Genomic DNA, 25,341 nt, shown 5'->3' on the forward strand with positions numbered 1-25,341 from the left:
TCGCCGCCGTTCTTGTCTCGAAATCTACGATGGATCTGAAGGTGAGCAATGGGCGAGCGGGTCCGCGAGCCGTACTCCCTGGTCCCAGCGTGTGCTGGATGTTTCCTGTCGTTTCCATAGGAAAACGAGGAGGTTACTGATGACCTCCGTTCATACGAATCTACAAGATGACCGCCCTGGCCAGCCAACTCCTTCATGGTTTCGGTGACTGACCCCGGTGGAGGACAGCGCGGTGTACTGACCTCACTCCACGTGAACAACTCATGAACGAGCCCGGGCCGCCGCACACGATCTGGCTTGATCAGAACGACCCACGATACGAAGAAGAGAGCCACTCATGGACTTCCTTCGCCCCGCCAGCTGGGAGGAGGCGCTCGCCGCGAAGGCCGAGCACCCCACCGCTGTGCCGATTGCGGGTGGCACCGATGTGATGGTCGAGATCAACTTCGATCACCGCCGGCCCGAGTACCTCCTCGACCTGAACCGCGTCGGCGAGCTGAGCGAGTGGGAGGTCGGCGAGGAGAGCGTGCGCCTGGGCGCCTCCGTCCCGTACACCCGGATCATGGAGAACCTGCGCGGCGAGCTTCCCGGCCTGGCCCTGGCCTCCCACACCGTGGCCTCTCCCCAGATCCGCAACCGTGGCGGCGTCGGCGGCAACCTCGGCACCGCCTCCCCGGCCGGCGACGCCCACCCCGCCCTCCTCGCGGCGGGCGCCGAGGTCGAGGCCGAGTCCGTACGGGGATCGCGTCTGATCCCGATCGACGCGTTCTACACCGGCGTGAAGCGCAACGCGCTCGCGCCCGACGAGCTGATCCGCGCCGTCCACATCAAGAAGGCCGACGGCCCCCAGCAGTACTCCAAGGTCGGCACCCGCAACGCCATGGTGATCGCGGTCTGCGCCTTCGGCCTGGCCCTGCACCCCGAGACGCGTACGGTCCGCACCGGCATCGGCTCGGCCGCGCCCACGCCGGTCCGCGCCAAGGCCGCCGAGGAGTTCCTGAACGCGGCGCTCGACGAGGGCGGCTTCTGGGACAACGGCAAGATCATCACCCCGTCGGTCGCCAAGCAGTTCGCGGACCTCTGCTCCGCCGCCTGCAACCCGATCGACGACGTCCGGGGCACCGCGAGCTACCGCCGCCACGCGGTCGGCATCATGGCCCGCCGCACCCTGACCTGGACCTGGGAGTCGTACCGCGGCACCGCCGCTCACACGGAGGGAGTCGCGTAATGCGCGTCAATTTCACGGTCAACGGCCGTCCGCAGGAAGCCGACGACGTGTGGGAGGGCGAGTCCCTGCTGTACGTGCTGCGCGAGCGACTGGGCCTGCCCGGCTCCAAGAACGCCTGTGAGCAGGGCGAGTGCGGTTCCTGCACGGTCCGCCTGGACGGCGTGCCGGTGTGTTCGTGTCTGGTCGCGGCCGGCCAGGTCGAGGGCCGTGAGGTCGTCACCGTCGAGGGCCTCGCGGAGTTCGCCAAGCAGCGCGCGGAGCACGGCGGTTGCGCCACCGGCTCCTGCGGCACCTCGCTGGACGAGGCCAGGCGCTGGGAGTCCAAGCCCCAGGACTCCCACACCGGCGAGGGCGGAGGCGTTTCCCCGCGTGCGACGCTCTCTGCGATCCAGCAGGCGTTCATCGACGCCGGCGCCGTCCAGTGCGGCTTCTGCACCCCGGGTCTGCTGGTCGCCGCCGACGAGATGCTGGAGCGCAACCCCACGCCGACCGACGCGGACATCCGCGAGGCGCTCTCCGGCAACCTGTGCCGGTGCACCGGCTACGAGAAGATCATGGACGCGGTCCGCCTCGCGGCCGCCCGGCAGTCCGAGGCGGTCTGACCATGGGAACCACGGGTACACCCACCAACCTCACGCAGGGCTCCAAGACCAGGGGCGGCGTCGGCGAGTCGACGCTGCGCCCGGACGGCATCCTCAAGGTCACCGGCGAGTTCGCGTACTCGTCCGACATGTGGCACGAGGACATGCTCTGGGGCCAGATCCTGCGCTCCACGGTCGCCCACGCCGAGATCGTCTCCATCGACACCGGCGAGGCCCTCGCGACGCCCGGTGTCTACGCCGTCATGACGTACGACGACCTGCCGACCGAGGTGAAGAACTACGGCCTGGAGATCCAGGACACGCCGGTCCTCGCGCACGGCAAGGTCCGCCACCACGGTGAGCCGGTGGCGATCGTCGCCGCCGACCACCCGGAGACCGCGCGCCGCGCCGCCGCCAAGATCAAGGTGGAGTACCGCGAGCTGCCGGTCATCACGGACGAGGCGTCCGCGACCGCGCCGGACGCGATCCTGATCCACGAGGGCCGCGACGACCACCACATCGGCCATGTCCCGCACCCGAACATCGTGCACCGCCAGCCGATCGTCCGCGGCAACGTCGAAGAGGCCGCCAAGAAGGCCGACTTCGTCGTCAAGGGCGAGTACACCTTCGGCATGCAGGACCAGGCGTTCCTGGGCCCCGAGTCCGGTCTCGCCGTGCCCGCCGAGGACGGTGGCGTCGACCTCTACATCGCCACCCAGTGGCTGCACTCCGACCTGCGCCAGATCGCGCCCGTCCTGGGCCTGCCCGAGGACAAGGTCCGCATGACGCTCTCGGGCGTCGGCGGCGCGTTCGGCGGACGCGAGGACCTGTCGATGCAGATCCACGCCTGCCTGCTCGCCCTGCGCACCGGCAAGCCCGTCAAGATCGTCTACAACCGATTCGAGTCCTTCTTCGGGCACGTCCACCGCCACCCCGCGAAGCTCTACTACGAGCACGGGGCGACCAAGGACGGCAAGCTCACCCACCTGAAGGCCCGGATCGTCCTGGACGGCGGCGCCTACGCCTCCGCCTCCCCGGCGGTCGTCGGCAACGCCTCCTCGCTGGGCGCGGGCCCCTACATCGTCGACGACGTCGACATCGAGGCCATCGCCCTCTACACCAACAACCCGCCCTGCGGCGCCATGCGCGGCTTCGGCGCGGTCCAGGCCTGCTTCGCCTACGAGGCCCAGATGGACAAGCTCGCCGACGAGGTGGGCATGGACCGGGTGGCCTTCCGTCAGCTCAACGCGATGGAGCAGGGGACCGTCATGCCGACCAGACAGGTCGTCGACTCACCGGCCCCGGTCGCCGAACTCCTGCGCCGGGTCAAGGCGATGCCGCTGCCGCCGGAGCAGCAGTGGCTCGCGGCCGGCGAGGCGGCCGACGTACGGCAGCTGCCGGGCGGCCTCTCCAACACCACGCACGGCGAGGGCGTCGTACGGGGCATCGGCTACGCGGTCGGCATCAAGAACGTCGGCTTCTCCGAAGGCTTCGACGACTACTCGACGGCCAAGGTCCGCATGGAGGTCGTCGGCGGCGAGCCGGTCGCGACCGTGCACACCGCGATGGCGGAGGTCGGCCAGGGCGGTGTCACCGTCCACGCGCAGATCGCCCGCACCGAGCTGGGCGTCGCCCAGGTGACCATCCAGCCGGCCGACACCCAGGTGGGCAGCGCCGGTTCGACGTCCGCGTCCCGGCAGACGTACGTCACCGGCGGCGCCGTCAAGAACTCCTGCGAGCTCGTCCGCGAGAAGGTCCTGGAACTGGGCCGCCGCAAGTTCGGTACGTACCACCCCGCTTGGGCGACGGCGGAGCTGCTCCTGGAGGGCGGCAAGGTCGTCACCGACGGCGGCGAGGTGCTGGCCGACCTGGTGGACGTGCTCGGCGACGAGGCCGTCGAGATCGAGGCCGAGTGGCGGCACCGCCCGACCGAGGCCTTCGACCTCCGTACCGGACAGGGCTTCGGCCATGTCCAGTACACGTTCGCCGCGCACCGCGCGGTCGTCGAGGTCGACACCGAACTCGGGCTGGTCAAGGTCATCGAGCTGGCCTGCGCCCAGGACGTCGGCAAGGCCCTCAACCCGCTGTCCGTCGTCGGCCAGATCCAGGGTGGCACCACCCAGGGCCTGGGCATCGCGGTCATGGAGGAGATCATCGTCGACCCCAAGACCGCGAAGGTGCGCAACCCCTCCTTCACGGACTATCTGATCCCCACGATTCTCGACACGCCGACCATCCCGGTCGACGTGCTCGAACTCGCCGACGACCACGCCCCGTACGGGCTCCGTGGCATCGGCGAGGCCCCGACCCTGTCGTCCACCCCGGCCGTCCTCGCGGCGATCCGGAACGCGACGGGTCTGGAGCTCAACAGGACGCCGGTACGCCCCGAGCACCTGACCGGCAAGTAACCCTCTGTTCGTCTCGGGCCGTCCCCCGGGTCGTGCACCATCCCAAATCCCGCAGCAACCACCGTGGTTGCTGACGCGGGTGCCCCTGTGAACCTTGGGAGATGGCACCATGACCCAGCAGTCAGTGGAGCCCAGGACCGTCGCCGACGACGCGGGTGCGGGAACCCGCGTCCCGGCCGGGCGGTCCTGGCTCGACCGTTACTTCCACATATCCCAGCGGGGATCCACGGTCGCGCGTGAGGTGCGCGGCGGCGTCACCACCTTCATGGCGATGGCGTACATCCTCCTGCTCAACCCCCTGATCCTGTCCGGCAAGGACGCGGCGGGGCACACACTCGGCCAGAACGCGCTGATCACCGCGACGGCGTTCGCGGCGGCCTTCAGCACGCTCCTGATGGGCTTCTTCGGCAAGGTGCCCCTGGCCCTCGCCGCCGGACTCTCCGTCTCCGGAGTGCTCTCCTCGCAGGTCGCCCCGCAGATGACCTGGCCGCAGGCCATGGGCATGTGTGTGATCTACGGAGTGGTCATCATGCTCCTGGTCGTCACCGGCCTGCGCGAGATGATCATGAACGCGATCCCGCTGGCGCTGAAGCACGCCATCACCATGGGCATCGGCCTGTTCGTCGCGCTGATCGGCTTCTACAAGGCCGGATTCGTGCACCAGGGGAAGTCCACCCCGGTCACCCTCGGCCCGGCCGGTGAACTCGCCGGCTGGCCGGTCCTGCTCTTCGCCGCCACGCTGCTCGCCATCTTCATGCTCCAGGCGCGCGGCATCCCCGGCGCGATCCTGATCGGCATCGTCGGCGGCACCGTACTCGCCGTGGTCCTCAACGCCCTCGGCGTCATCGCCCCCCAGCAGTGGGCGAGCGGCGCCCCCGAACTGCACGGCGGCGCCGTCTCGATGCCGGACTTCTCACTCTTCGGCAAGGTCGAGTTCGGCGGCTGGGGCGACGTCGGAGTGATGACGGTCGGCATGATCGTCTTCACGCTGGTCCTCGCCGGGTTCTTCGACGCGATGGCCACCATCATCGGCGTCGGCACGGAGGCGGGGCTCGCCGACGCGCAGGGCCGGATGCCGGGCCTGTCCAAGGCGCTGTTCATCGACGGCGCGGGCGGAGCGGTCGGCGGGGTCGCGGGCGCGTCGGGCCAGACGGTCTTCGTCGAATCGGCGACCGGGGTCGGCGAGGGCGCCCGCACGGGCCTCTCCTCCGTCGTCACCGGCCTGTTCTTCGCGGCCTGCCTCTTCTTCACCCCGCTGACGGCGATCGTCCCCGGCGAGGTCGCGGCGGCGGCACTGGTGGTCATCGGCGCCATGATGATGATGAACGCCCGTCACGTGGACTGGGCCGACCGCGCCACCGCGATCCCGGTCTTCCTGACCGTCGTCGTGATGCCGTTCACGTACTCCATCACCGCGGGCGTCGCGGCCGGAGTGCTGTCATACGTCGCCATCAAGATCGCCCAGGGCAAGGCCCGGGAGATCGGGGCGTTCATGTGGGGCCTGACGGCGATCTTCCTCGTCTTCTTCGCCCTGAATCCGATCGAGAGCTGGATGGGCGTGCACTGACACGCCCCTTCCGGTCGACGACCCTCCACGCACCCCCTGTTAAGGAGACCGAGACATGCTGGACATCGCCGAAGAGCTGCACCGGTGGGTCGAGCAGGGACGCGACTTCGCCGTGGCCACCGTGGTGGCCGTCAGCGGCAGCGCGCCCCGCAGGCCCGGCGCCGCGCTCGCCGTCGACTCCGACGGCACGGCGATCGGCTCGGTCTCCGGCGGGTGCGTGGAGGGCGCGGTCTACGAACTGTGCCGGCAGGCGCTCCTGGACGGCGAGAGCGTCCTGGAGCGCTTCGGATACAGCGACGCGGACGCCTTCGCCGTCGGTCTGACCTGCGGTGGCATCATCGACATCCTCGTCACTGCGGTCCGGGCGGGCGACCCCGCCCGGCCGGTGCTCGGCACCGCGCTGGCCGCCGCCGCGAGAGGGGAGGCGGCGGCGGTCGCGCGGATCGTCAGCGGCCCCGCCGAACTGCGGGGCCGCGCGCTGCTCGTCCGCCCCGACGGCTCGTACGAGGGTGGCTTCGGCGCCCATCCCGAGCTGGACCGCACGGTGGTCGGCGAGGCGGGCGCCTTCCTGGACGCGGGCCGTACCGGCACCCTGGAGATCGGAGAGCAGGGCTCTCGTTGCGGAGCGCCGCTCACGGTTCTGGTCGAGTCGTCCGTGCCGCCCCCGCGCATGATCGTGTTCGGCGCGATCGACTTCGCGTCGGCGCTGGTCCGTATGGGCAAGTTCCTGGGGTACCGCGTCACGGTGTGCGACGCCCGCCCGGTCTTCGCGACCGCCACCCGCTTCCCCGACGCCGACGAGATCGTCGTCGAGTGGCCCCACAAGTACCTGGAGGCCACGGAGACGGACGCCCGGACCGTCCTGTGCGTCCTCACCCACGACGCCAAGTTCGACGTACCGCTGCTGCGGCTCGCGCTGCGGCTTCCGGTCGCGTACGTCGGCGCGATGGGCTCCCGGCGTACACACCTGGACCGCAACGACCGACTGCGCGAAGTCGGCGTCACCGAACTGGAGTTGGCGCGTCTCAGGTCCCCCATCGGCCTCGACCTGGGCGCCCGCACCCCCGAGGAGACGGCCCTGTCCATCGCCTCGGAGATCGTGGCCAACCGGCGCGGGGGAAGCGGGGTGTCGCTCACCGGGGCACACACGCCGATCCACCACGACGCGACGTCGGTTCCGGCACGGCGGATCGGGTCGGTGGCCTGAGCGGGGCCGGGGGAGCGCGGGGGTGATGCGGCCGCCGGTCGGCTACTGGGGGGCAGGGCCCGGCAGTTCCTGGTCCCCGGAGGTGAGCGCGTCCAGGTCTCGGGCGAACTCCTCGGTGTCCAGGAACGGAAGGTCCAGGACGTCGGTGGGCAGGCCTGTCGGGCCCTCCGGGCCGAGCAGCGGCTGCTCGGTCCAGATGCACTTTCCGGTCGCCGTGTAGCGGGTGCCCCAGCGCCGGGAGAGCGCGGTGACCAGTTGCAGTCCGCGTCCGCCTTCGTCGGTCTCCGACGCCCGGCGGATGCGCGGCACGGTCAGACTCCCGTCGAAGACCTCGCAGACCAGCTCGGAGCCGTGCAGCAGGCGCAGCCGCACGGGTCCCTTCGCGTGGCGCACGACGTTGCCGACCAGCTCGCTGGCGAGGAGTTCCGTGGTCGGCGTCAGGTCGTCCAGGCCCCAGGTGTGGAGCTGCTCGCGGATGTGGCGGCGGGCCTGCCCGGCCGCTCGCGGGTCCTCGGGGAGCAGCCAGGAAGCCATGTTGTCGTCGGTCAGCGCGTGGAGGCGGGCGATGAGGAGGGCCGCGTCGTCGGCGGTGGAGTGCTCGGCGGGGAGCAGTCCGGCGGTGACGGTGTCGCAGAGGCGCTCCAGATCGGCTGCCATGTCGCCGGGACCCTCGTGTGCGGCCCGCAGCAGCCGGGCGAGTTCGGCCATGCCGTCGTCGATCTCGCGGGTGGCCGACTCGACCAGGCCGTCGGTGTAGAGGACGAGGAGGCTCCCGTCCGGCACCGTCATCTCGAAGGTCTCGAAGGGCGGCTCCGCCGCGCCGAGCGGTGGATCGGGGGCGAGTTCGGGGATGTACACACTGCCGTCGGGGTGGACGACGGCGGGCGGGGGGTGCCCGGCGCGGGCCACGGAGCAGATCTGGGTGGTGGAGTCGTAGAGCGCGTACAGGCAGGTGGCGTAGGACTCCTCGGCCATGCCGCCGACGATGTCGTTGAGGTGGCTCATGATCTCGTCGGGGGGAAGTTCGAGGTCGGCCAGGGTGTGCACCGCTGTGCGCAGTCGCCCCATGGTGGCCGCCTCGGGCAGCCCGTGGCCCATCACGTCACCGACGACCAGGGCGACCTGACCGCCGGAGAGAGGAATGATGTCGTACCAGTCGCCGCCGACGTCCATGCCCTGTCCGGCGGGGAGGTAGCGTGCGGCGGCGGTGCACGCGGGCAGTTCGGGCAGGCGGCTGGGGAGCAGGCTGCGCTGGAGTTCCTGGGAACGGGTGTGTTCGGCGTCGTAGAGCCGGGCCCGCTCCAGGGCCTGCGCGACCAGCGCGCTGGTCGTGGTCAGCAGGGTGCGCTCCTCGTCGCTGAGACGGCGCGGCCGGTCGAAGGAGACCACGCACACCCCGAACGTGTGCCCGGACACGGTCAGCGGCATGAACGCCCAGGCCTGCTTGCCCGCCTGGGGCGGCCGGGCGGCGAGTTCGGGGTAGCGGGCCGCGTACTCCGCGCGTGAGGAGAGGAACAGCGGCGTGCCGGAGCTGATCGGGTCCCAGACCGGGTCGCGGGCCACCCGCGCACGGCCGTTGATCGTGTCGAGGAAGGCGGCCGGATAGCCGACGGCCCCGACGTTGTACGCCCGGTCGCCTTCGATGGCCTGCACCACGAGGCCGGTGGCGCCGAACGGCGGCAGCACGCGCTGCGCGACGGCGTCCACCACGTCCCGGGAGGTCGTCGCCTTGGCGAGGGACGCGGTCAGCTCGGCGATCCGGGCGGCGCGCTCGGCGGCGGCCCGCTCGGCGGCGGCCCGTTCGTCCTCGTGCCGCCGAATCTCGGTGACGTCGGTGAAGTAGAGGGTGAGGCCGTCGGGTCCCGGGACCAGCCGCAGGTGGAGGCGGCGCCCGGTGTCCGGAGTGTCCATGTCGAAGCCGGCGGGCTGCTGCGCGGCGGCGGCCTCCCGGCAGTGCTTCTCCAGATCGGGGACCTGCCGGACGGAGGGAAGCTCCCACAGGACACGGCCGAACAGCTCCTCCTCGGAGAAGCCCAGCATGCGCTCGGCCGCCAGGTTCAGGAAGGTGATCCGCCAGCGGTCGTCCACGGCGAGGAAGCCGTCACTCATGTGGCGAAGAGCCCGGCTGAGCGCGTCGCGTGCGGAGCGGGACTCGTTGCTCTCCCAGCCCACGCCGATCATCCGTACGGGTTCGCCCTGAGCGTTGTAGGTCGCCCGGGCGCGGGCCTGGGTCCATCCGTAGGTGCCGTCCAGGCGACGCACCCGGTACTCGGCCTCGAACACCGTACGCTCCCGGAGCGCTTTCTCCGCCGCCCCCAGGGTCGGCGCCAGGTCGTCGGGGTGGACGATCCTCATCCAGTTCTCGATCCTGCCGGTGAACTCGGCCGGCGTGGTGCCGTAGAGCTCAAGGGCGGCCTCGTCCCAGATCAGCTCGCCGGTCTCGACGTTCCAGTCCCACGAGCCGACCCGGACCTCCTGCAGAGCCTGCCGCAGCCGGTCACCGCTCAGTTCCTTTTGGGGCGGCCGAGCGGGCGGCGGTGACTGCTGCATGCGCTCCTCGGCCCAGGCGATCACGGCCTGCAGGAAACCCCACTGCTCGACGGTCGGCTCCCCCTGCCCGCCCGTCACCACGGTGAGCGCGCCGATACCGCGGTCGCCGCTGAACACCGGCACGGCCGCCAGCCCGGAACCGGGCCATGAGACCGCACCGGATCCGGGCAATTCGCCGGAGGTCGGCGCAATCCACACGCCCCGGCCCTGGTGCAGGGCCCGGGCCGGGGCCAGCGGGCCTTCCTGGTCGATGATCTCCCAGGGCCGGGTGAGGGCCGCGGGAAGACCGCTCGCCGACACCAGTCGCAGCGCGGACATGGGGCCCCGCAGATGGATCATTCCCCCCAGGGCGCCCAGCTCCCCCATCGCGTGCTGGAGCGCCAGCCGGAAGATCTCACTCTCCGTGACACCAGGGTCCACCGCGCTGAGCAGAGCCAGCCGTGTATTCATGATGTAAAGCCTACAATTACCCCGTTTCCTGCACGGGTACGCGACCCGCCCGCGGGCACGGAGCGTCAGGATTCCGGCCGCAGCAGCCCTTTCACCGCTCGCCCGAACATCCACCGTCCCGCCCACCCCAGCGGCCGGTCGAAGAACCGCGGCAGCGACCGTACGGTCAGATCCTCCCGCCAGAGCACTCGCGACCCCCCGCCCGCCTCCGGGCGGACCTCGATCTCGGCCCACCCCGTGACGAACGTGCCGCGCTTGACCAGCCGGCACCTCCCCGTGCCCCCGTCCCGGGGCGGTCGCCAGGTGACGACCTCCATGGGGTCGTCGAAGGCCAACGGGCCCACCCCCGACCGGGCGACGAACACCGTGCCCGCGCCGGTCGGCGGCGGGGTGCGCATGGTGACCCGGGTCAGCGGGACGACGGCGGCATGCCGGGGCCAGTCGGTAAGGCGACGCCAGCTCTCTTCGACGGGAGAGGGGGACACGCGTTCCAGCTGGAAGAGGACCACGGCCCGATCGTAGGCGGCTGAACGGCCGCGCTACCGGATCACCCGACGACGCACGGAAGGGGCCGTGCCGGTACGTCGCAAGCCCGTCGCTTACGTTCGGATCGAGCAGCGGCTCCCTTGCCCGGCCCACGCCTGATCCAGCGGCGACGGGCTCGACGTACCGGCACGGCCCCGACCCACCCACGACCCCGCGGGTCAGCGAGGCGCGGCCGCGTCCGTTTTCCGACGGTGCCGCCCCACTTCGTAGAGCTGGCCGAAGTACGGCCCCTCCACGTCGCCGGCGTCGAGCGCGGCCAGGATCTCGTCCCCGCGGGGATCGTCGCGCAGGGCCAACTGAACGGCCGCGGTGACCCGTACGTCCTCCGTCTCGTCGGTGAGGCATGCCGCGAGCGCCTCCGAGACCTCTAAATCCGCGGGCGCGGAGACCAGCGCGGCGCAGGCCCCCCGGCGGACCTCGGCCGCCGCGTCCCGGGTACATGCGAGGACCGTGGCCAGGGCGTCACGACGCCCGGCGTCGACTCCGTACCGCAGACCGAAGACCGCCCACCCCCGGACCCTGCTGTCGGCATGCCGGGCGAGGTCGTGCAGAGGTGGCTCGGCGCGGGGATCCAGGGCGCCGGACAGTCCCCCGGTCAGGGGCCTCAGCACGCGCGGATCCGGTTCACGCGCGGCCCACGGCAGGAAGAGATCGACCAGCGGGGCGTCGAACGGTGCCTCGTCGCTGTAGTCGAAGAGGTTGAACAGCCGGAGCACTTCCGCGCCGAAGTACCGCTCCAGCGGGTCCTGCCGGTCCCGCAGGGCGGCGGACATGTCCCACGTGGCGCGATCGCGGCGCTGCTGGAGGACGTCCGTCGTCACCCACCAGATCTCGTGGTCGACGTCCGGCACGGCCAGCGCCCTCGACAACAGCTCGGTGAACGGGGTCCTGATCCCGTACCGGGGCTCCAGCGCCGTCAGGATCGCGCTGTGCCCGGTGCGGACCGTCAGGCCTCCCAGCGTCAGCTCCTCGACGCTCACCCCGTGCTCGTCACGAACCGTCTCGCGCCGCACCGTTCCCGCCGCACCGCTCCTGCGGCGCAACTCGGCCACGGCGCCCGTCTCGTGCCAGGACCGGGCCAGCGCCAGGGCGTCGCGTCCCTCACGGTCCTTGTGCCACAGTTGCGCCCCATGGTTGATGAGCGCGTTCACGATGTCGCAGGCGCCACGGTCGACCGCCCGCAGTAGCGGGGTCCGGCCGTCCACGACCCGGTCCAGCCGGGCATGGCGCATGAGGACCTCGACAGTGGCCAGGTCGAAGCCGTCCACCGCCAGGCAGAGCGCGGGCGTGCCCCGGTCGTCGACGGCGTCGGGGTCGCCGCCGGCGTCCAGGAGTGCCGTCACCGCCTTCACGTCCCCACTCCGCACCGCCGCCGTCAGTGACTCCCCGCCCATACGCCCCCGCTTCCCTCGTCAAAGCCCCGCCCCCACGGCACGAGGCCGACAGCCCGCGATCCTAGCCGCGCCGCTCGCCCGACCGGCCGTCGATTTCGGTCCGGCCGCTGCCAACTCCCGCTCGCGCCCGCGCTGTTGACACGCCGTCCGTCAGGCACCAGGCTATCTGGGGAGTACTCCCCGTTCCTTGGCCGTCACGCTCCACAGGACCTCGGAGAGGCCGAGCTCGCGGCAGATCTTGTGCACGGTGTCGTCGGTCCGCCACTGCGGCGGGCGCATGAGCGTCGGCCGCTTTCCGGTGAGCTTCTCTATCGCGTCGTCGGGCTTCTCCAACTCCTCGCGTATCTCCGCCGGCTTGATCTCCGTCAGGATCTTGTGGTCCCAGGTGTGACGGGCGACCTCGTGTCCCTCGGCGGCCATCCGCCTGACGAGCTCCGGATACTTCTCGACGTGCCGCTTTCCCAGCAGGAAGAAGGTCGCCGGGACCTGCTTCTCCTTGAGCACGTCGAGGAGCTTGGCCGAGTTCTCGCTCGGCCCGGCGTCGAAGGTCAGCGCGATGCACTTGGCCTGGCGGCAGTCCACGGTCCCGAACTTCGCCGGGGCGCCGGCGGCAGCCGCGCACCCCACGCGTCGTGCACCGCCATGCGGTGGGTGTTCACGTTGCAGAAGCCCGCCAGGTCGACGCGGTCGGCGTGGGGGCTGGTCGGCGCCTCGGTGTAAAGCTGGGCGCGGGCGCCGAGGCTCACCACGGCGCAGCGGCGACGGCGCACGGGGGCGTCCGGGATCATGCGGTCTCCGTTCGTCCGGATTCGGGCGGCGGCCTCTTCGCTCTCCGGTCTTCCTGTAGATCGGTGTACGGGTCTTGTAGTGACATCCGCGCATTACCTAGGGTCGCTCCTGGTGCAAGCGCTTTCTGAAAGGGAGGGCCACTGGCAATGGCGCTCACCGCGATCGACTCGCGGGACCGCACAGACGTAAGGGACCGGACAGACGTAAAAGACACATCCCTCGACCACAGCGACGTGGAAGAACAGCGCGAACCCTCTCAGGAGCCCCAGTGACAGCCCGCAAGACCTTCCTCGCCGCCCTCGCCGACACCGGTGTCCCCCTCGACACCGCGTTCGTCGAGCTGCTCACCGCGACCGCCGAGACCAGCGCCAAGGCCGTCCTCGACGGGTACGCCGCCGATCTCCTGGAACTCCGTGACGGCGGCGAGGCCCGCGCGGCCACCCGTTCGCTGCGCACCCTCGTCTCGGTGTACGTGCACGAGGGCTCGGCGTACCACCATTCCGCCGCGCTCCTCGGCCCCGCCGCCGAACTCGCCGACGCGCTCGCCGAGGAGCAGTACGACAACGGGCTGTGGGAGCACGGGGCCGACGGCAACCCGGCGGACACCGCCTTCTCGATCGTCGACCTCAGCCTGATCCACCACCTGCTCGACGAGGACGCCCACGAGCCGACCACCGGACTGCGGGCGACGATCGAGCGGATCCTGCGCCTGGCGGGCCCCTCCCTCGCCACCGGCGGCGTCCACACCGCCAACCACCGCTGGCTGGTCTGCGCGGCCCTCGCCCGCATCCACGCCCGCTGGCCCGACCCCGCCTACCCCGCGCGCATCGAGACCTGGCTCGCCGAGGGCATCGACCAGCTGCCCGGCGGCGAGTACAGCGAACGCAGCCCCAACTACTCGGCCGCGGTGACCAATCCGGCGCTGCTCGTTCTGGCCCGCCACTACGGACGTACGGACCTCTACGCGAACGTACGCGACAACCTGGCCGCCAACCTGTACGTCATCGAGCCCAACGGCGAGGTGGAGACGGTCCATTCACGCCGTCAGGACCAGGCGAGGGTCTGCCACCTGCCCGAGTTCTGGCTCCAGTACCGGGAGATGGCGCTGCGCGACGGCGACGGACGGTTCGCGGCGGTGGCCGCGCTGCTCCAGGAGCGCGGCACCGACCAGACCTTCGGCGAGACCCCGATCGGTGAGCGTCTCGCGCAGGTCCTGGACCGGCCGGAGCTGGCCGCCCCGCTGCCCGAAGTGACCTCCCTGCCCGACGACTTCGAGCACCACGACGACAGCTGCCGCCTCGTCCGTGTGCGTCGCGGCACGCACACCGCGAGCGTCTTCGGCGGAACCGACTTCCCGGAACTGCGCGCCATCTCGTCCGGCCTGTCCACCAACCCGACCTTCTTCAAGATGCGCAAGGGCGCGGCGATCCTCGACTCGCTCCGGCTGGCCCCGCGGTTCTTCGCGCTCGGCCACTTCCGGGCGGAGGGACTGGAGCGCACGGACGACGGCTGGCGGCTGCACGCCGAGGTCCGCGGCGCCTTCCACCACCCGCTGCCCCCCGAGCACCGCCGCCCCGACGGCGCCTACCCCCTCACCGACGACAGCCGCTTCTGGTCCGCGATGGACTTCCCGCACCGCCCGAAGGAGTACCGCACCCTGCGCACCGAAGTCCTGGTCCGTGAGGTCGGCGGCGGAGCGTGGGACATCTCCTTCGACCTCTCCGGCGAGGGCTGCGCGAGCCCGCTCGCCCTCGAACTCTGCTTCCGCCGCGGCGGCACCCTGACCGGGGGCGGCCTCGAACCCGTCCCCGGCTCCCCGGACACCTTCCAACTCGTCTCCGGTGAGGCCACCTACACCGTCGGCACCGACCACATCACCTTCGGCCCCGGCAACGGCAAGGGCGGCCGCCAACCGGCGGTGGTCGACGCGGGTGAACGCTACGCCTGGCTGAACGGCTCCCTGACTCCGAACGGAGTACGGGTACTGATCACGGGGCGCTCACCGCTGACGTACCGGTTGACGCTGAGGTGAAGTTCGAGAAGGACCGTGGCCCCGCGCGCGTCACCGACTTCGCCCACGGGGCGGCGCTCGCCGCCAGCGCCCATGTGTCCGCGTCCAACATCGGCAACGCGCTCGGCGCCTGGCTCGGGGGACTGGCCATCACCGCGGGCCTCGGCTACACGGCGCCGCTCTACGTCGGCGCCGGCATCGTCGTGATCTCCGTCGTCGTCATGGCCGTCGCCGCACACCAAGCCGCGAGCGGACCTCGTCAGCACTCACGACGGCGGTTCGGCGGCCAGGAGTTGGGTGGCGGCCAGTTCGCGGTAGAGGTCGTCGTCGTCGACCAGGGAGTGGTGGGTGCCCACGGCGCGGACGTCGCCGTGTTCCAGGACCACGATCTGGTCGGCGTCGGTGACCGTGGACAGGCGGTGGGCGATCAGAAGGACCGTGCAGCGGCCCGCCGTGCGGGCGACGAGTTCACCGAGGGCCTGTTCGTTGCGGGCGTCGAGCTGGGCCGTCGCCTCGTCGAGGAGAAGTACCTGGGGGCGGCGCAGCAGGGCGCGGGCGATGGCGAGGCGCTGGCGTTCGCCGCCGGACAGGGTGACGCCGCGCGGGCCCACGGGCGTGTCCAGGCCCTGGGGAAGGCGGGCGAGGAGGCCGTCGAGGCGGGTGACGGCCAGGGCCTCGGCCAGCTGCTCCCGGGTGGCCGAGGGCGCCGCGTACAGGAGGTTCTCGCGGAGGGTGCCCGCCATCACGGGCGAGTCCTGCTCGACGTACGCGATCCGGCGCCGGACCTCGGCGCGCGGCAGGGCCGCGATGTCCTGGTCGCCGATCCTGATCGTGCCCGCGGTCGGCTCGTAGAAGCGCTGGAGGAGGGAGAAGAGGGTGGTCTTGCCCGCGCCCGACAGACCGACCAGCGCGGTCCGGGTGCCGCCGGGGACGGTGAAGCTCACGCCGCGCAGGGCCGGGGCGCGGCCGGGGTAGGTGAACTCGACGCCGGTCAGTTCGACGGCCGGTGGTGCGGCGTGGGCGGGGGTGTGCGCGGGCCCGGTCGCGTCGATGTCGTCCTCGACCGGCAGCGCGCCCGCCTCCTGGATCCTGCCCACCGCGCCCAGCCCCTGCTGGAGTTGGGCCGCTCCGCCGACCAGCTGTGACACCGGGCTCGCCAGGAAGAAGACGTACAGGAGGAAGGCGATCAGTTCGGAGACCGACATCGAGTGATGGGCGACGAAGGTGCCGCCCACGCCGAGCACCACCAGGAACGCGGTCTGGATGGCGGCGCCGCCGACCATCGTGACCAGGGCGCTGTAGCGGGCGCCGACCAGTCCGGCGGCGTACGCCTCGTCGACCGCGTCCTCGGCGGTGCGCGTCTCGCGGCCCTCGGCGCCGTTGGCCTTGACCGTACGGGCCGCGCCGAGGGTGCGGTCGAGTACGGCGCCGACCGCTCCGACGGACGCCTGGGAGCGGGCCACGGCCGCCTTGATCCGGGGCAGGATGACGGTGATCACGACACCGACCATCGTCAGCACCAACAGCGTGACGCCGAGCAGACGCGCGTCGAGCGTCGCCATCATGAACAGCGCCCCGGCGAAGGTCAGGACGCCGTTGACCGTCATGATCAGGCCCTCGGTGGCCGCGCTCTTGAGCAGGGTGCTGTCGGAGGTGACGCGGGCGATCAGGTCGCCGGGGGCCCGCCGGTCCAGCTCGGCGACCCGCAGCCGGATCAGGCGGTGCACCAGACCGCGCCGCACCTCCCGTACCACCCGCTCCGAAGTCCGTTGCTGGAGCCAGGCGTTGAGACCGGTGAGCAGGGCGCCCGCGACCAGGAACCCGGCGAGCAGCGCGACCGGCGCGACCACGCTGCCGCCGCCGTCGAGCCGGTCCAGGATCGCCTGCGCGAACTTCGGCTGCACCAGCCCCGACACGCTGGCCAGCAAAGTGAGCACGAGGGAGAGCAGCAGCACGCGCCAGTGGGGCCGGGCGTAGCCGAGGAGGGCGGCGAGCGAGCCGGTGGGGGAGCTTTCCGGGCCGTGGCCGTGGCCGTGGCCGTGGGCCGGGTCGGGACGGTGGCCGTCGGCCGGCGGCCGGTGCTCGGTCGTGCCGTTGTCGTTCATGCGCCGCCTCGTGCTCGCGGCACGGCCGACTCGGCCGGCAGTGTTTCGAGGCGGGCGGCGGCGGAGGCGCTGCCGCCCGCGGCGCGGAAGGACTCCCCGACGGCCTCGGCCGCCTTCCGGTGGCCCCCGGCCGGGTCGAGGACCGTCTCGACCGCCGCACGGATCCTGGCCGCGTCGGCGCGACCGAACCGCAGCCGTACTCCGGCGCCCGCGTCCACGACCTGCCCGGCGACGATCGGCTGGTCGTCCCGGATCGGCGCCACGACGAGCGGGACACCGTGCCACAGCGCCTCGCACACGGTGTTGTGCCCGGCATGGCAGACGACCGCGTCGAGCCGTGGGAGAAGGGCGAGTTGGGGGACGTGGGGGCGCAGGAGGACGTTGTCGGGGACCGGGCCCTCGACGAGCCCGCCGGGGTCGACGAGCACCGCCCGCAGCCGGCCCGCCAGTCCGCCCAGCCCCTCCGCGGCCGCGTTCAGGAATCGGGCCCCGGCGTCGTTGTTGGCCGTGCCGAGGCTGACCAGGACGGTGGGCACAGGCGAGGCGTCCAGCCAGTCCCAGGGGAAGTCGTCGCCGCTCGCGGGGCGGGCGGCGACGGACGGGCCCACCAGCCAGACCCGGTCGGGCAGTTCGGCCGGGCCGAGCAGCGCGCGGGTGGTGTACGCCAGGACGCCGTGCGGGGAGAAACGGGGGTCCGCCGAGCCGGCCCCGTCGCAGATCCGGTTCCGCAGCCGGGCCAGCAGCCCGTCCAGCCACGCCGCGACCTTCGGCATACCGGCCAGCGGGTCGACGAGTTCGGCGGAGGTGGTGGCCGAGGTCACCCAGACGCGCCCGAGCGATTCGGCGACCAGCGCACCCGCCACCGCCTGCTGGTCGCAGACGACGACATCGGGGTTGTACGCCTCGATCGCCGCCCGTACCCCGGGCGCCATCGCGTCCGCCAGCGGGACGAGGAAACTCTCCCAGAGGAACTGGAACGCGGCCGGCCCCTTCAGGTCGGCGGGCCGGGACAGTCCGTCCTCGGGGAGGGCGCAGGGGAAGACGACGGCGTCGGGTCCGACGAGAGCGCGGACGAGCTCCGGGTGACCCGCCCACGCGATCTCGTGCCCGCGCCCGGCGAGTGCCGCCGCGGTGCCCACGGCCGGGTTGACGTGCCCGACCAGCGGCGGCACCACGAACAGGAACCGGCCCATCTAGCGGGCCTCCCGCAGCGCGTGCGCCTCCTGGCCGAGCAGCAGCCAGTCGCGCACGAGGGCGTACGTCTGTTGGGTGGCCTCCACCAGCACCGAGTGGCCGAGATCGGGCAGGACGACCGTACGGCAGTGGGGGAGCGAGGCCTCCAGCATCCCGGTCTGCGCCGACAGCTTGGACGCGCCGCCGAAGATGGCGAAGACCGGACAGCGGATCGCGGACAGGTCCTCGTCGAGGAGGGCGCTGAGCGGGATCTCCTGGGCGAGCGCGGTCTCGTCGAGGACCCGGCCCGCCGCCCGGAACGGCCGGGCGTTGCGCTCGCCCGGGTTCTCCCGCAGCCACTCGGTGACCTCCTGGACCACCAGTCCGCCCTGCTCGCCGACCAGGCCCTCGTACATGTTCTTCGCCCAGGCCCGGGCCGGCGGTTCCGCCTCGATGGCGATCACGCTCGCGACCCGTTCGGGGCGGGCGGCGGCCATGGCGTACGCGACGGCGCCGCCGAAGGAGTTGCCGACGAGGTGCACCGGGCGGTCGATCGCCAGCGCGTCCAGCAGTCCGTCGAGGTCGTCGACGAAGTCCTCCATCCGGTAGCCGGTCGGCGGCCGGGAGGTCTTGCCGTGCCCGCGCAGGTCGTACATGACGACGTCCAGGCCCTCCTCGGCGAGCCGCGGCGCGAGGCTGAAGTAGTAGCTGGCCAGGCTGTCGATGAGCAGGCCGTGGATGAGGACCACGACGGGGCGCGGGGAGCCGCTCTCGTGGCCCAGCCGCTGCACGTGTACGTCGATGCCGTTCACCCGCATCGTCGCCATGTCAGCCCACCTCCGCGACGGCCAGTGAGTCCACGACGTAGCCGACGAGATCGCCGACGGTGAGCGCGATGATCTCCTCCAGCCCGCGGTCGGCTATGAACGCGGCGAAGTTGACCCGCTCGCCGTAGAACTCGCGCAGTTGGGCGGAGAGGGTGACGAGGTCGATGCTCTCCAGCTCCAGGTCGTCGTGGAAGGACGTGTCGAGGGCGATCTCGGAGTCGTCGAGCCCGTACTCCTCCAGCACGGTGCGCAGGATGGCCGAGATGTCGGCGAGCGCGGTTGTCGTGTCGGGCGCCGAGGTCCGTCCCCTGTCCGACTGGCCCACGGGACGGTCGAGTTCAGTGGTCATCTTCGCTCTCCTGATCGTTGACTGCCGTCCAGGCCACGACGTACTCCTTGCCGGGCCCTGCGGACGGCCGGGGGGTGGTCAGCGCACAGTGCCGCACGCGGTACTCCTCGCCCGCGGTGCGGACGGTCAGCCGGTCGCCGTCGACCGAGGTGATCTCGAACCGCTTCGGCTCGCCGCCCAGTCCGGTGCCGCGCGCCTTCGCGACGGCCTCCTTGGCGGCCCAGAAGCGGGTGAACCAGAGCCGCTCGGGGGCTCCCCCCGGCCGGTGGACGAGTGAGGTGAGCAGCTCGCGCTCGGCGCTGGTGAGGGCCACCGCGAGGGTGCCCTCGGGGCGGTCGGTGACTTCCTCGATGTCGATGCCGCAGGGACCCTCCCTCCTGGCCATCGCCACGGCCGTCTCGCCGCGATGGGCGAGGGAGACGTGCAGTTCGGGCAGGGTCCTGCCGTAGCCGCCGGTCACGAAGGGGCGGCCGGCCGGATCGTTGCCGACCCTGACCTCGGCCGGGTAGACGGGGCCCGCCCCGGCGTCCCACAGCACGTTCCGTACCGCGTCCTTGGCGGCGATCCGGCCGAGCAGCCACTGCCGCCGGCCGCGCGGGGCGTGCGCCGCGTACCGTTCGCGTTCCTCGCCCGCCAGGATGTTGCGCATGATCAGCTCGCGGGTGGCCAGATCGGGCCACTCCTCGTGGACCAGCGCCCAGCCGCCGGGCTGCATACGGGACAGCGTGTACCGCTCGGGCTCCCGGTCCACCTTGCGGATGCGCGGATTGCTGTCGAACCGGCGGTCCTGCCAGCCGCTGAACTCCGCCCACACCCGCCCCCGATGGACCAGCTGCATGTCCGCTTCGAGGGTGGCGTCGGTGACGGAGGTGATCCGGATCAGGCACTCCAGGCGCTCGCCGGGAGCGGGGTGCGGGCCGTGGAGGCGAATCTCCTTCATCCCGACCGGGAACACCGTCGTCCGCACCGGCTGCCGGGCCATGATCCAGTAGCCGAGGAGCTGCCCCACGTTGTCCAGCAGGGCGCCCGGCGCGGGCGGGGTGACGAGCACCCCGCGTACGTGCCGGTCGCCGACCGCGGTCAGTTCGTCCAGGCCCTGGAAGCGCGGGCCGTGGAACATCCAGCGGCGCGCGTACAGCTCCGCCGCGGTCAGCTCGGGCTTCTCCTCCAGCCTCGAGGGAAAGGTCCAGGGCGCTGGAGGCGCGAACCGGGCCTGCTCCGGGGCGAGTTCGACCACGGCCCGGGCGTAGGGGCCGAGCGAGGCGGTGACCCGGTCCGGGCCCTCGGGGGTGATCCGTACGGGGATGTCGACGGCCGGAGTGGCGGTGATCCACTGGTGCAGTCGTACGTCGTGGACGGCCACCGCGCGCCGGCCGGGCGCGGCCCGCTCGGCGAACTCCATGAGGTGGGCGATCACGGTGGTGCCCGGGACCACGGGCCAGCGGTCGGCGGCGTCGGCCTGGGCGGGCTGCCGGAAGAAGCAGTGGTCCAGGAGGTACGGCATGGTGTCGACGGAGACGTGGAGGGTGGCTTCGAGGGGCTGGGGCCGGCGTTGGGGTTCGGGGGTGGCGGGCTCGGCCGTACGAAGGTCGGCTCCGTTTTCCGGGGGCGTGCCGCCCGTACGGGGGCCGGGCGGGGCCCCGTCGCGCGGGGCGCCGCGTCCGCGTCGGCCCGCCGTCACCACGTCCGAGGCGAGCGCCGTCGCGTCCCGCAGCAGTGCCGACAACTCCGCGCCCAGCAGACCCTGTTCCTCCAGGGCGTCGGCGTCATGGGGCGCGGTGTGTCGCGGCCGGGCCAGTGCGGCGCTCAGCCGGTCGCGGGTCTCCGCGTCCAGGGAGACGTTCGCGCCGCCGAGGTCCAGCCGTACGGGGCGGCCCGGACGGCGTACCGTACGGGCCGGTGTGACGGTCGAGGTCGAGGCCCCGCCCAGCAGCGGGACGAGGTCCGGCGCGGCCCCGTCCGCCCACAACGCGCCTGCCACGCGGTGGAGTTGGGGCAGGCCCGAGCGGTGCGGGGAGTGCGCGGGGACCACGAGGTGGTCGCGGCCGTGCAGGGTGTCGTCGATGAGGGAGCCGAGCTGTCCCGCGCCGAGTTGGACGAACGCGCGGAAGCCCGCCGCGTACATCGTCTCCACCAGAGGCCGGAAGCGGACCGGCTCCAGCAGATGACGGATGAACAGCTCGCGGATCGCGGCCGGTTCGTCCGGGTAGGGGGCGACGGTCGTCGCGGACCACAGGGGCAGCGCGGCCGGGTGCAGGGTGTACGCCTCGGCGGCCTTCCTGATCGGGCCGAGGTAGGGCTCCAGCATCGGGGTGTGGAAGCCGGAGCGGAACGGCAGGATCTGCGAGATCACCGCCCGCGACCGGAACACCTCGACCAGTGCGGCGACGGCGGGCTCGGGGCCGCAGATCATCGACTGGTTGGGCGCGTTGTCGTGGGACAGGACCACGTCCCCTCGGCCGTCCAGCTCGGTCAGTACCACCTCGGCGGGGGCGCCGATCGCGGCGAAGGCCAGCCCGGGGACGCTCAGCGCGTCGGGGTCGAAACCGGCGAGGAAGGCGTCGACCTCCTCCGGAGGGTGGATTCCGGCGGCGGCCATCGCGGTCCACTCGCCAAGACTGTGCCCGGCGAGCGCGTCCGGGACGACGCCGAGCCGCCGCAGCGCGGTGTCGAGGAGCCGGCCGAGCTCGAAGACGCCGGTGCCCTGCCTGCCCACGTCACCCACGGTGGCGTCGGTGACGGCGCGCGACCAGGGCAGCCTGAAGTGCCGTGCGATGTCCTCGGAGTTGGGCGCGAACTCGGCCTCCAGGCCGGGGAAGACGAACGCGAGCCTGCCGCCGCCGGGGCCCAGCAGGGGACGCGGCACGAACCACACGTCGTTCCGGCCGCGCCACCCCTTCCCCTTGGCGACCGCCTTGCGGGCCAGCGCCAGCCGCTTGGCCGTCGGCCCGACGACGGCGAGCCGCACCGGATCGGCGGCGGGGGCGCGTTCGTCGAGACCGGCGGCGATGATCGCGGAGTCGGAGCGGTCAAGGAGCACGGCCATTGCCTCGGGCGTCGGCGCGGTGAGCCGGAGCACCGGCTCCGGCTCGTACACCTCGGCCGCCCGCCGCGCGACCGCGACCTCTTCGAGCACGACGTGCGCGTTGATGCCGCCGAACCCGAAGGCGTTGACGGCGGCCCGGCGCACCGGCTGCCGGTCGTCGGTCCGCCAGGGCCGGGCGGCGCCGATGGGGGTGAACCGGGTGCGGGCGAGCGCCGGATGCGGGTCGTCGCAGTGCAGGGTCGGCGGGAGCACCTGATGATGGACGGCGAGCGCGGCCTTGATCAGCCCGGCGACGCCCGCCGCGGGCATGGTGTGGCCGATCATCGACTTCACCGAGCCGATGACGGCGTCCGGCACGCCTTTGGAGGTGTCCGTCGACGGTGGCCCGAACACCTTGGCGAGCGTGGTGAGTTCGGTGCCGTCGCCCGCCGGGGTGGCGGTGCCGTGTGCCTCCAGGAGGCCGATCGAACCGGGGGCGGACGGGTCGAGCCCGGCGGCCTCCCAGGCCTGGCGGACCGCGCGGACCTGGCCGCCGGAGTCGGGCGCCATCAGACTGGTCGTACGTCCGTCGGAGGCGATGCCGGTGCCGGTGATCGCGGCGTAGATCCGGTCGCCGTCCCGCTCGGCGTCGGCGAGCCGCTTGAGCACGACGATGCCGGTGCCCTCACCGATCAGCACGCCGTCCGCGCCCCGGTCGAACGGCCGGATGCGCTCGCTCGGGGAGAGCGCGCCGAGTTGGCTGAACACGCTCCAGAAGGTGATGTCGTGGCAGTGGTGCACCCCGCCCGCCAGCATCACGTCACAGCGCCCGCTGCCGAGTTCGCGCACGGCGTGGTCGACGGCGATCAGGGAGGAGGCGCAGGCGGCGTCCACGGTGTAGGCGGGCCCGCGCAGGTCGAGCCGGCCCGCCAGCCGGGACGCGGCGAGGTTGGGCACAAGGCCGATCGAGGACTCCGGTGCCTCGGGCCCGAGCCGGTCGGTGAACGCCTCGCGCACCGCCTCCAGTTGGTCGGCGCCGAGGTCCGGCAGCAGCTCGCCCAGGGTGCGCACGAGCTGGCTCGCGGTCCGCACCCGCTGGTCGAGCCGGACCAGGCCGGGGGTGAGATAGCCGCCCCGGCCGAGCACCACACCGACCCGGTGCCGGTCGGCGGGCAGCCGGTCCGGGCCGCCCGCGTCGGCGAGGGCGCCCGCGGCCACCCGCAGCGCGATCAGCTGGTCGGGCTCGGTGGCCGGGACCGCGGCCGGCATGATCCCGAACTCGGTGACGTCCACCTCGGCCAGCTCGTCCACGAAACCGCCGCGCCGGCAGTAGACCCGGTCGGCCCGGGGCTCGGCGCCGGGCGCGTAGTACTCCTCGGCGTCCCAACGCCCCGGCGGCACCTCGGTGATGGCGTCGACACCGGAGACCAGGTTGTGCCAGTACGTGGCGAGGTCGGGGGCGCCCGGGAAGAGCACCGACATCCCGACGATGGCGATGGGTTCGGCGCGGGCGCCGGTCACGTCGGTCACCAGCCCGACGCCGTGTAGACGACGGCGGTGTCGCCTTCGGGCCCCCAGGCCAGCTCGCGCAGCAGGCTCATGGTGCCCTCGTCGGGGTCGATGAGCTGGATACCGCGGCCCGCGTAGTGCCGCATCAGCTCGGGGGTGACCATGCCGTGGTTGCCGTCGCCGGTCGGCGCCCATGGACCCCAGTGGACGGTCAGTCCGCGGCGGCCGGCACCGGAGTCCGCCCAGCGGGCGCCGAGGGTCTCCAGGGCGTCGTTGGCGGCGGCGTAGTCGGACTGGCCGCGGTTGCCGAGGGCCGCGGCGATGCTGCCGAACAGCACGGTGAACCGGGGGCCTTCCCCGTCCGGCAACTCACCCAGCGCGGCCAGCAGTTCACGTGCCCCGTCGACCTTCGTACGGAACACCCGGTCGTACGACCGCGCGCTCTTCTCGGCGATCAGCCTGTCCTCGATCACGCCCGCCGCGTACACGACGCCGTCGAGTCTCCCGTGCTCGGCGTGGATCTCCTTCACCGCCCGGCGCACGGCGTCGCCGTCCAGCGCGTCCACGGCGCGGTAGCGCACCTTGGAGCCGAGCGCGGCGAGTCTGCGCAGGGTCGCGCGCACCTCGCGTTCGGCCTGGATCCGGCCGATCGCCCGCTCGATCTCGGCGGGGACGCGCAGCCCGCCCGCGATGAGCGCGCCGCGCAGTTCACCGGCGGAGCCCGCGGCGGCGAGGGCTGGGTCCTCCGCGCCCTCGGGCAGGACGGTGCGGCCGAACAGTTCGATCCGGCAGCGGCTCGCGGCGGCCAGGGTCGCGGCGAACCGGGCGGTGATCCCCCGGGCGCCGCCCACCAGCAGGACGACCGAGTCGGCGTCCAGGCCGAGCGCGGCGGCCTCGGCGGCACCGTCCCCGGCCGGCCCCGCGCCCGTGCTGCCGAGCAGACCGAGCCCCTCCTCGGCCATGCGCAGTCCGCGCCGCGTGCCCGGGGAGCGCAGGACGACCGGCTCGTGGTCGGGCGCGGTGAGCTCGGCGACCAGCTCCGCGGCGATGTCCTCGGGCGCGGTGCCGGGCGCGTGTTCGACGACTCGGGCGACCGTGTCGGGGTACTCCCGGGCGAGCGAGCGGAAGAAGCCGCGCAGCCCCAGGGAGGCGCCCGCGGCGAGCACCCAGCGCGGGTTGCCCGCCAGCACCCGCTGGTAGGCAGGGAAGACGTCCGGCAGGGCGGTCGGGGAGTCCGGCGCGACGAGGTGCACGATTCCGTCGAACTCTCCCTCGGCCGGAGGTTCTTCGGCGGTCACCGCATGGGCTCCGTGCACGGTCAGACGAGCGGTCAGCGCCTCGGCGACCGGCCCGGAACCGAGCAGCAGGAAACTGCGGCCGATCAGCAGGTCGCTGGTGGGCGCCGGGTCGGCGGGGGCGAGGTCGAACTCTCGCATCACGAGACGCTTCGGCGCCACGACGACGGGTTCGGGGACGGCCGGGACGGTTTCGAGAGTCTCCGGCTCGGCCGGCTCACCTCGGACACCCACCACCAATGCGGCGATGCTCGCGGCCGTACGCGCCTTGGCCAGCTCTTCCACGTCGGTGTCGCCGGTCGTGGTGAGGCCGAGGCGGGTGGCGAG

General features: G+C 72.4%; 16 protein-coding genes and 1 pseudogene. 6 read left to right on the plus strand and 11 right to left on the minus strand.

What is annotated here, in order from left to right:
* Positions 1-337 precede the first annotated feature (337 nt).
* From ACFZDJ_RS33885 to ACFZDJ_RS33905, 5 genes are all read left to right on the plus strand, one after another.
* Entirely contained in the window at positions 338-1,228 is an 891-nt protein-coding gene (locus ACFZDJ_RS33885; protein WP_075031099.1) for a xanthine dehydrogenase family protein subunit M, read from the plus strand.
* Positions 1,228-1,830, plus strand: coding sequence for a 2Fe-2S iron-sulfur cluster-binding protein (locus tag ACFZDJ_RS33890; protein WP_390934510.1), 603 nt, complete (start codon positions 1,228-1,230; stop codon positions 1,828-1,830). Before ACFZDJ_RS33885 ends, ACFZDJ_RS33890 begins: the two co-directional genes overlap by 1 nt.
* Before the next feature lie 2 nt (positions 1,831-1,832).
* Positions 1,833-4,217 (plus strand): molybdopterin cofactor-binding domain-containing protein, encoded by a 2,385-nt coding sequence (locus ACFZDJ_RS33895; protein WP_391064569.1) that lies wholly within the window; start codon positions 1,833-1,835, stop codon positions 4,215-4,217.
* A 109-nt stretch (positions 4,218-4,326) separates the two neighbouring features.
* Positions 4,327-5,784, plus strand: coding sequence for a solute carrier family 23 protein (locus ACFZDJ_RS33900; RefSeq protein WP_391064572.1), 1,458 nt, complete (start codon positions 4,327-4,329; stop codon positions 5,782-5,784).
* Between the two features lie 55 nt (positions 5,785-5,839).
* Positions 5,840-6,991, plus strand: coding sequence for an XdhC family protein (locus ACFZDJ_RS33905; RefSeq protein ID WP_391064575.1), 1,152 nt, complete (start codon positions 5,840-5,842; stop codon positions 6,989-6,991).
* 42 nt (positions 6,992-7,033) lie between these two features.
* On the opposite strand, the gene ACFZDJ_RS33910 is transcribed toward ACFZDJ_RS33905, so the two are convergent.
* The 5 genes and pseudogenes from ACFZDJ_RS33910 to ACFZDJ_RS33930 form a co-directional block, all read right to left on the minus strand.
* Positions 7,034-9,991, minus strand: coding sequence for a SpoIIE family protein phosphatase (locus tag ACFZDJ_RS33910; RefSeq protein ID WP_391064578.1), 2,958 nt, complete (start codon positions 9,989-9,991; stop codon positions 7,034-7,036).
* A gap of 65 nt (positions 9,992-10,056) precedes the next feature.
* Complete coding sequence (locus tag ACFZDJ_RS33915) at positions 10,057-10,500, minus strand: SRPBCC family protein (protein WP_391064581.1); 444 nt, start codon at positions 10,498-10,500, stop codon at positions 10,057-10,059.
* A gap of 195 nt (positions 10,501-10,695) precedes the next feature.
* Positions 10,696-11,931 (minus strand): HEAT repeat domain-containing protein, encoded by a 1,236-nt coding sequence (locus ACFZDJ_RS33920; RefSeq protein ID WP_391064584.1) that lies wholly within the window; start codon positions 11,929-11,931, stop codon positions 10,696-10,698.
* Between the two features lie 183 nt (positions 11,932-12,114).
* Positions 12,115-12,543, minus strand: a pseudogene (locus ACFZDJ_RS33925) (polysaccharide deacetylase family protein); the annotation flags it as partial.
* The gene (locus ACFZDJ_RS33930) at positions 12,480-12,719 is read right to left on the minus strand and encodes a hypothetical protein (RefSeq protein ID WP_391064950.1); all 240 of its coding nucleotides are present in this window, start codon (positions 12,717-12,719) and stop codon (positions 12,480-12,482) included. The pseudogene ACFZDJ_RS33925 and the gene ACFZDJ_RS33930, both read right to left, overlap by 64 nt.
* A gap of 269 nt (positions 12,720-12,988) precedes the next feature.
* On the opposite strand from ACFZDJ_RS33930, the gene ACFZDJ_RS33935 reads away from it, so the two are divergent.
* Positions 12,989-14,752 (plus strand): hypothetical protein, encoded by a 1,764-nt coding sequence (locus ACFZDJ_RS33935; protein WP_391064587.1) that lies wholly within the window; start codon positions 12,989-12,991, stop codon positions 14,750-14,752.
* A gap of 245 nt (positions 14,753-14,997) precedes the next feature.
* Here ACFZDJ_RS33935 and ACFZDJ_RS33940 read toward each other — a convergent pair whose 3' ends face one another.
* From ACFZDJ_RS33940 to ACFZDJ_RS33965, 6 genes are all read right to left on the minus strand, one after another.
* Positions 14,998-16,836, minus strand: a complete 1,839-nt coding sequence (locus ACFZDJ_RS33940; protein WP_391064590.1) for an ABC transporter transmembrane domain-containing protein — start codon at positions 16,834-16,836, stop codon at positions 14,998-15,000.
* On the minus strand, positions 16,833-18,029 hold the full coding sequence (locus tag ACFZDJ_RS33945) for a nucleotide disphospho-sugar-binding domain-containing protein (RefSeq protein ID WP_391064593.1): 1,197 nt from the start codon (positions 18,027-18,029) through the stop codon (positions 16,833-16,835). Before ACFZDJ_RS33945 ends, ACFZDJ_RS33940 begins: the two co-directional genes overlap by 4 nt.
* Positions 18,030-18,836 (minus strand): alpha/beta fold hydrolase, encoded by an 807-nt coding sequence (locus tag ACFZDJ_RS33950; RefSeq protein WP_168512455.1) that lies wholly within the window; start codon positions 18,834-18,836, stop codon positions 18,030-18,032. It lies immediately after the preceding gene.
* A 1-nt stretch (position 18,837) separates the two neighbouring features.
* Positions 18,838-19,185 (minus strand): phosphopantetheine-binding protein, encoded by a 348-nt coding sequence (locus ACFZDJ_RS33955; RefSeq protein WP_391064596.1) that lies wholly within the window; start codon positions 19,183-19,185, stop codon positions 18,838-18,840.
* Entirely contained in the window at positions 19,175-23,692 is a 4,518-nt protein-coding gene (locus ACFZDJ_RS33960) for a beta-ketoacyl synthase N-terminal-like domain-containing protein (protein WP_391064910.1), read from the minus strand. The genes ACFZDJ_RS33955 and ACFZDJ_RS33960 overlap by 11 nt, the downstream gene beginning before the upstream one ends.
* Positions 23,693-23,736: 44 nt before the next feature.
* A partial coding sequence (locus ACFZDJ_RS33965) for an SDR family NAD(P)-dependent oxidoreductase (RefSeq protein WP_391064598.1) occupies positions 23,737-25,341 on the minus strand: 1,605 nt, incomplete at its 5' end.

Origin of the sequence: Streptomyces sp. NPDC007896, from assembly GCF_042959425.1 — a bacterium.
Classification (GTDB): domain Bacteria; phylum Actinomycetota; class Actinomycetes; order Streptomycetales; family Streptomycetaceae; genus Streptomyces.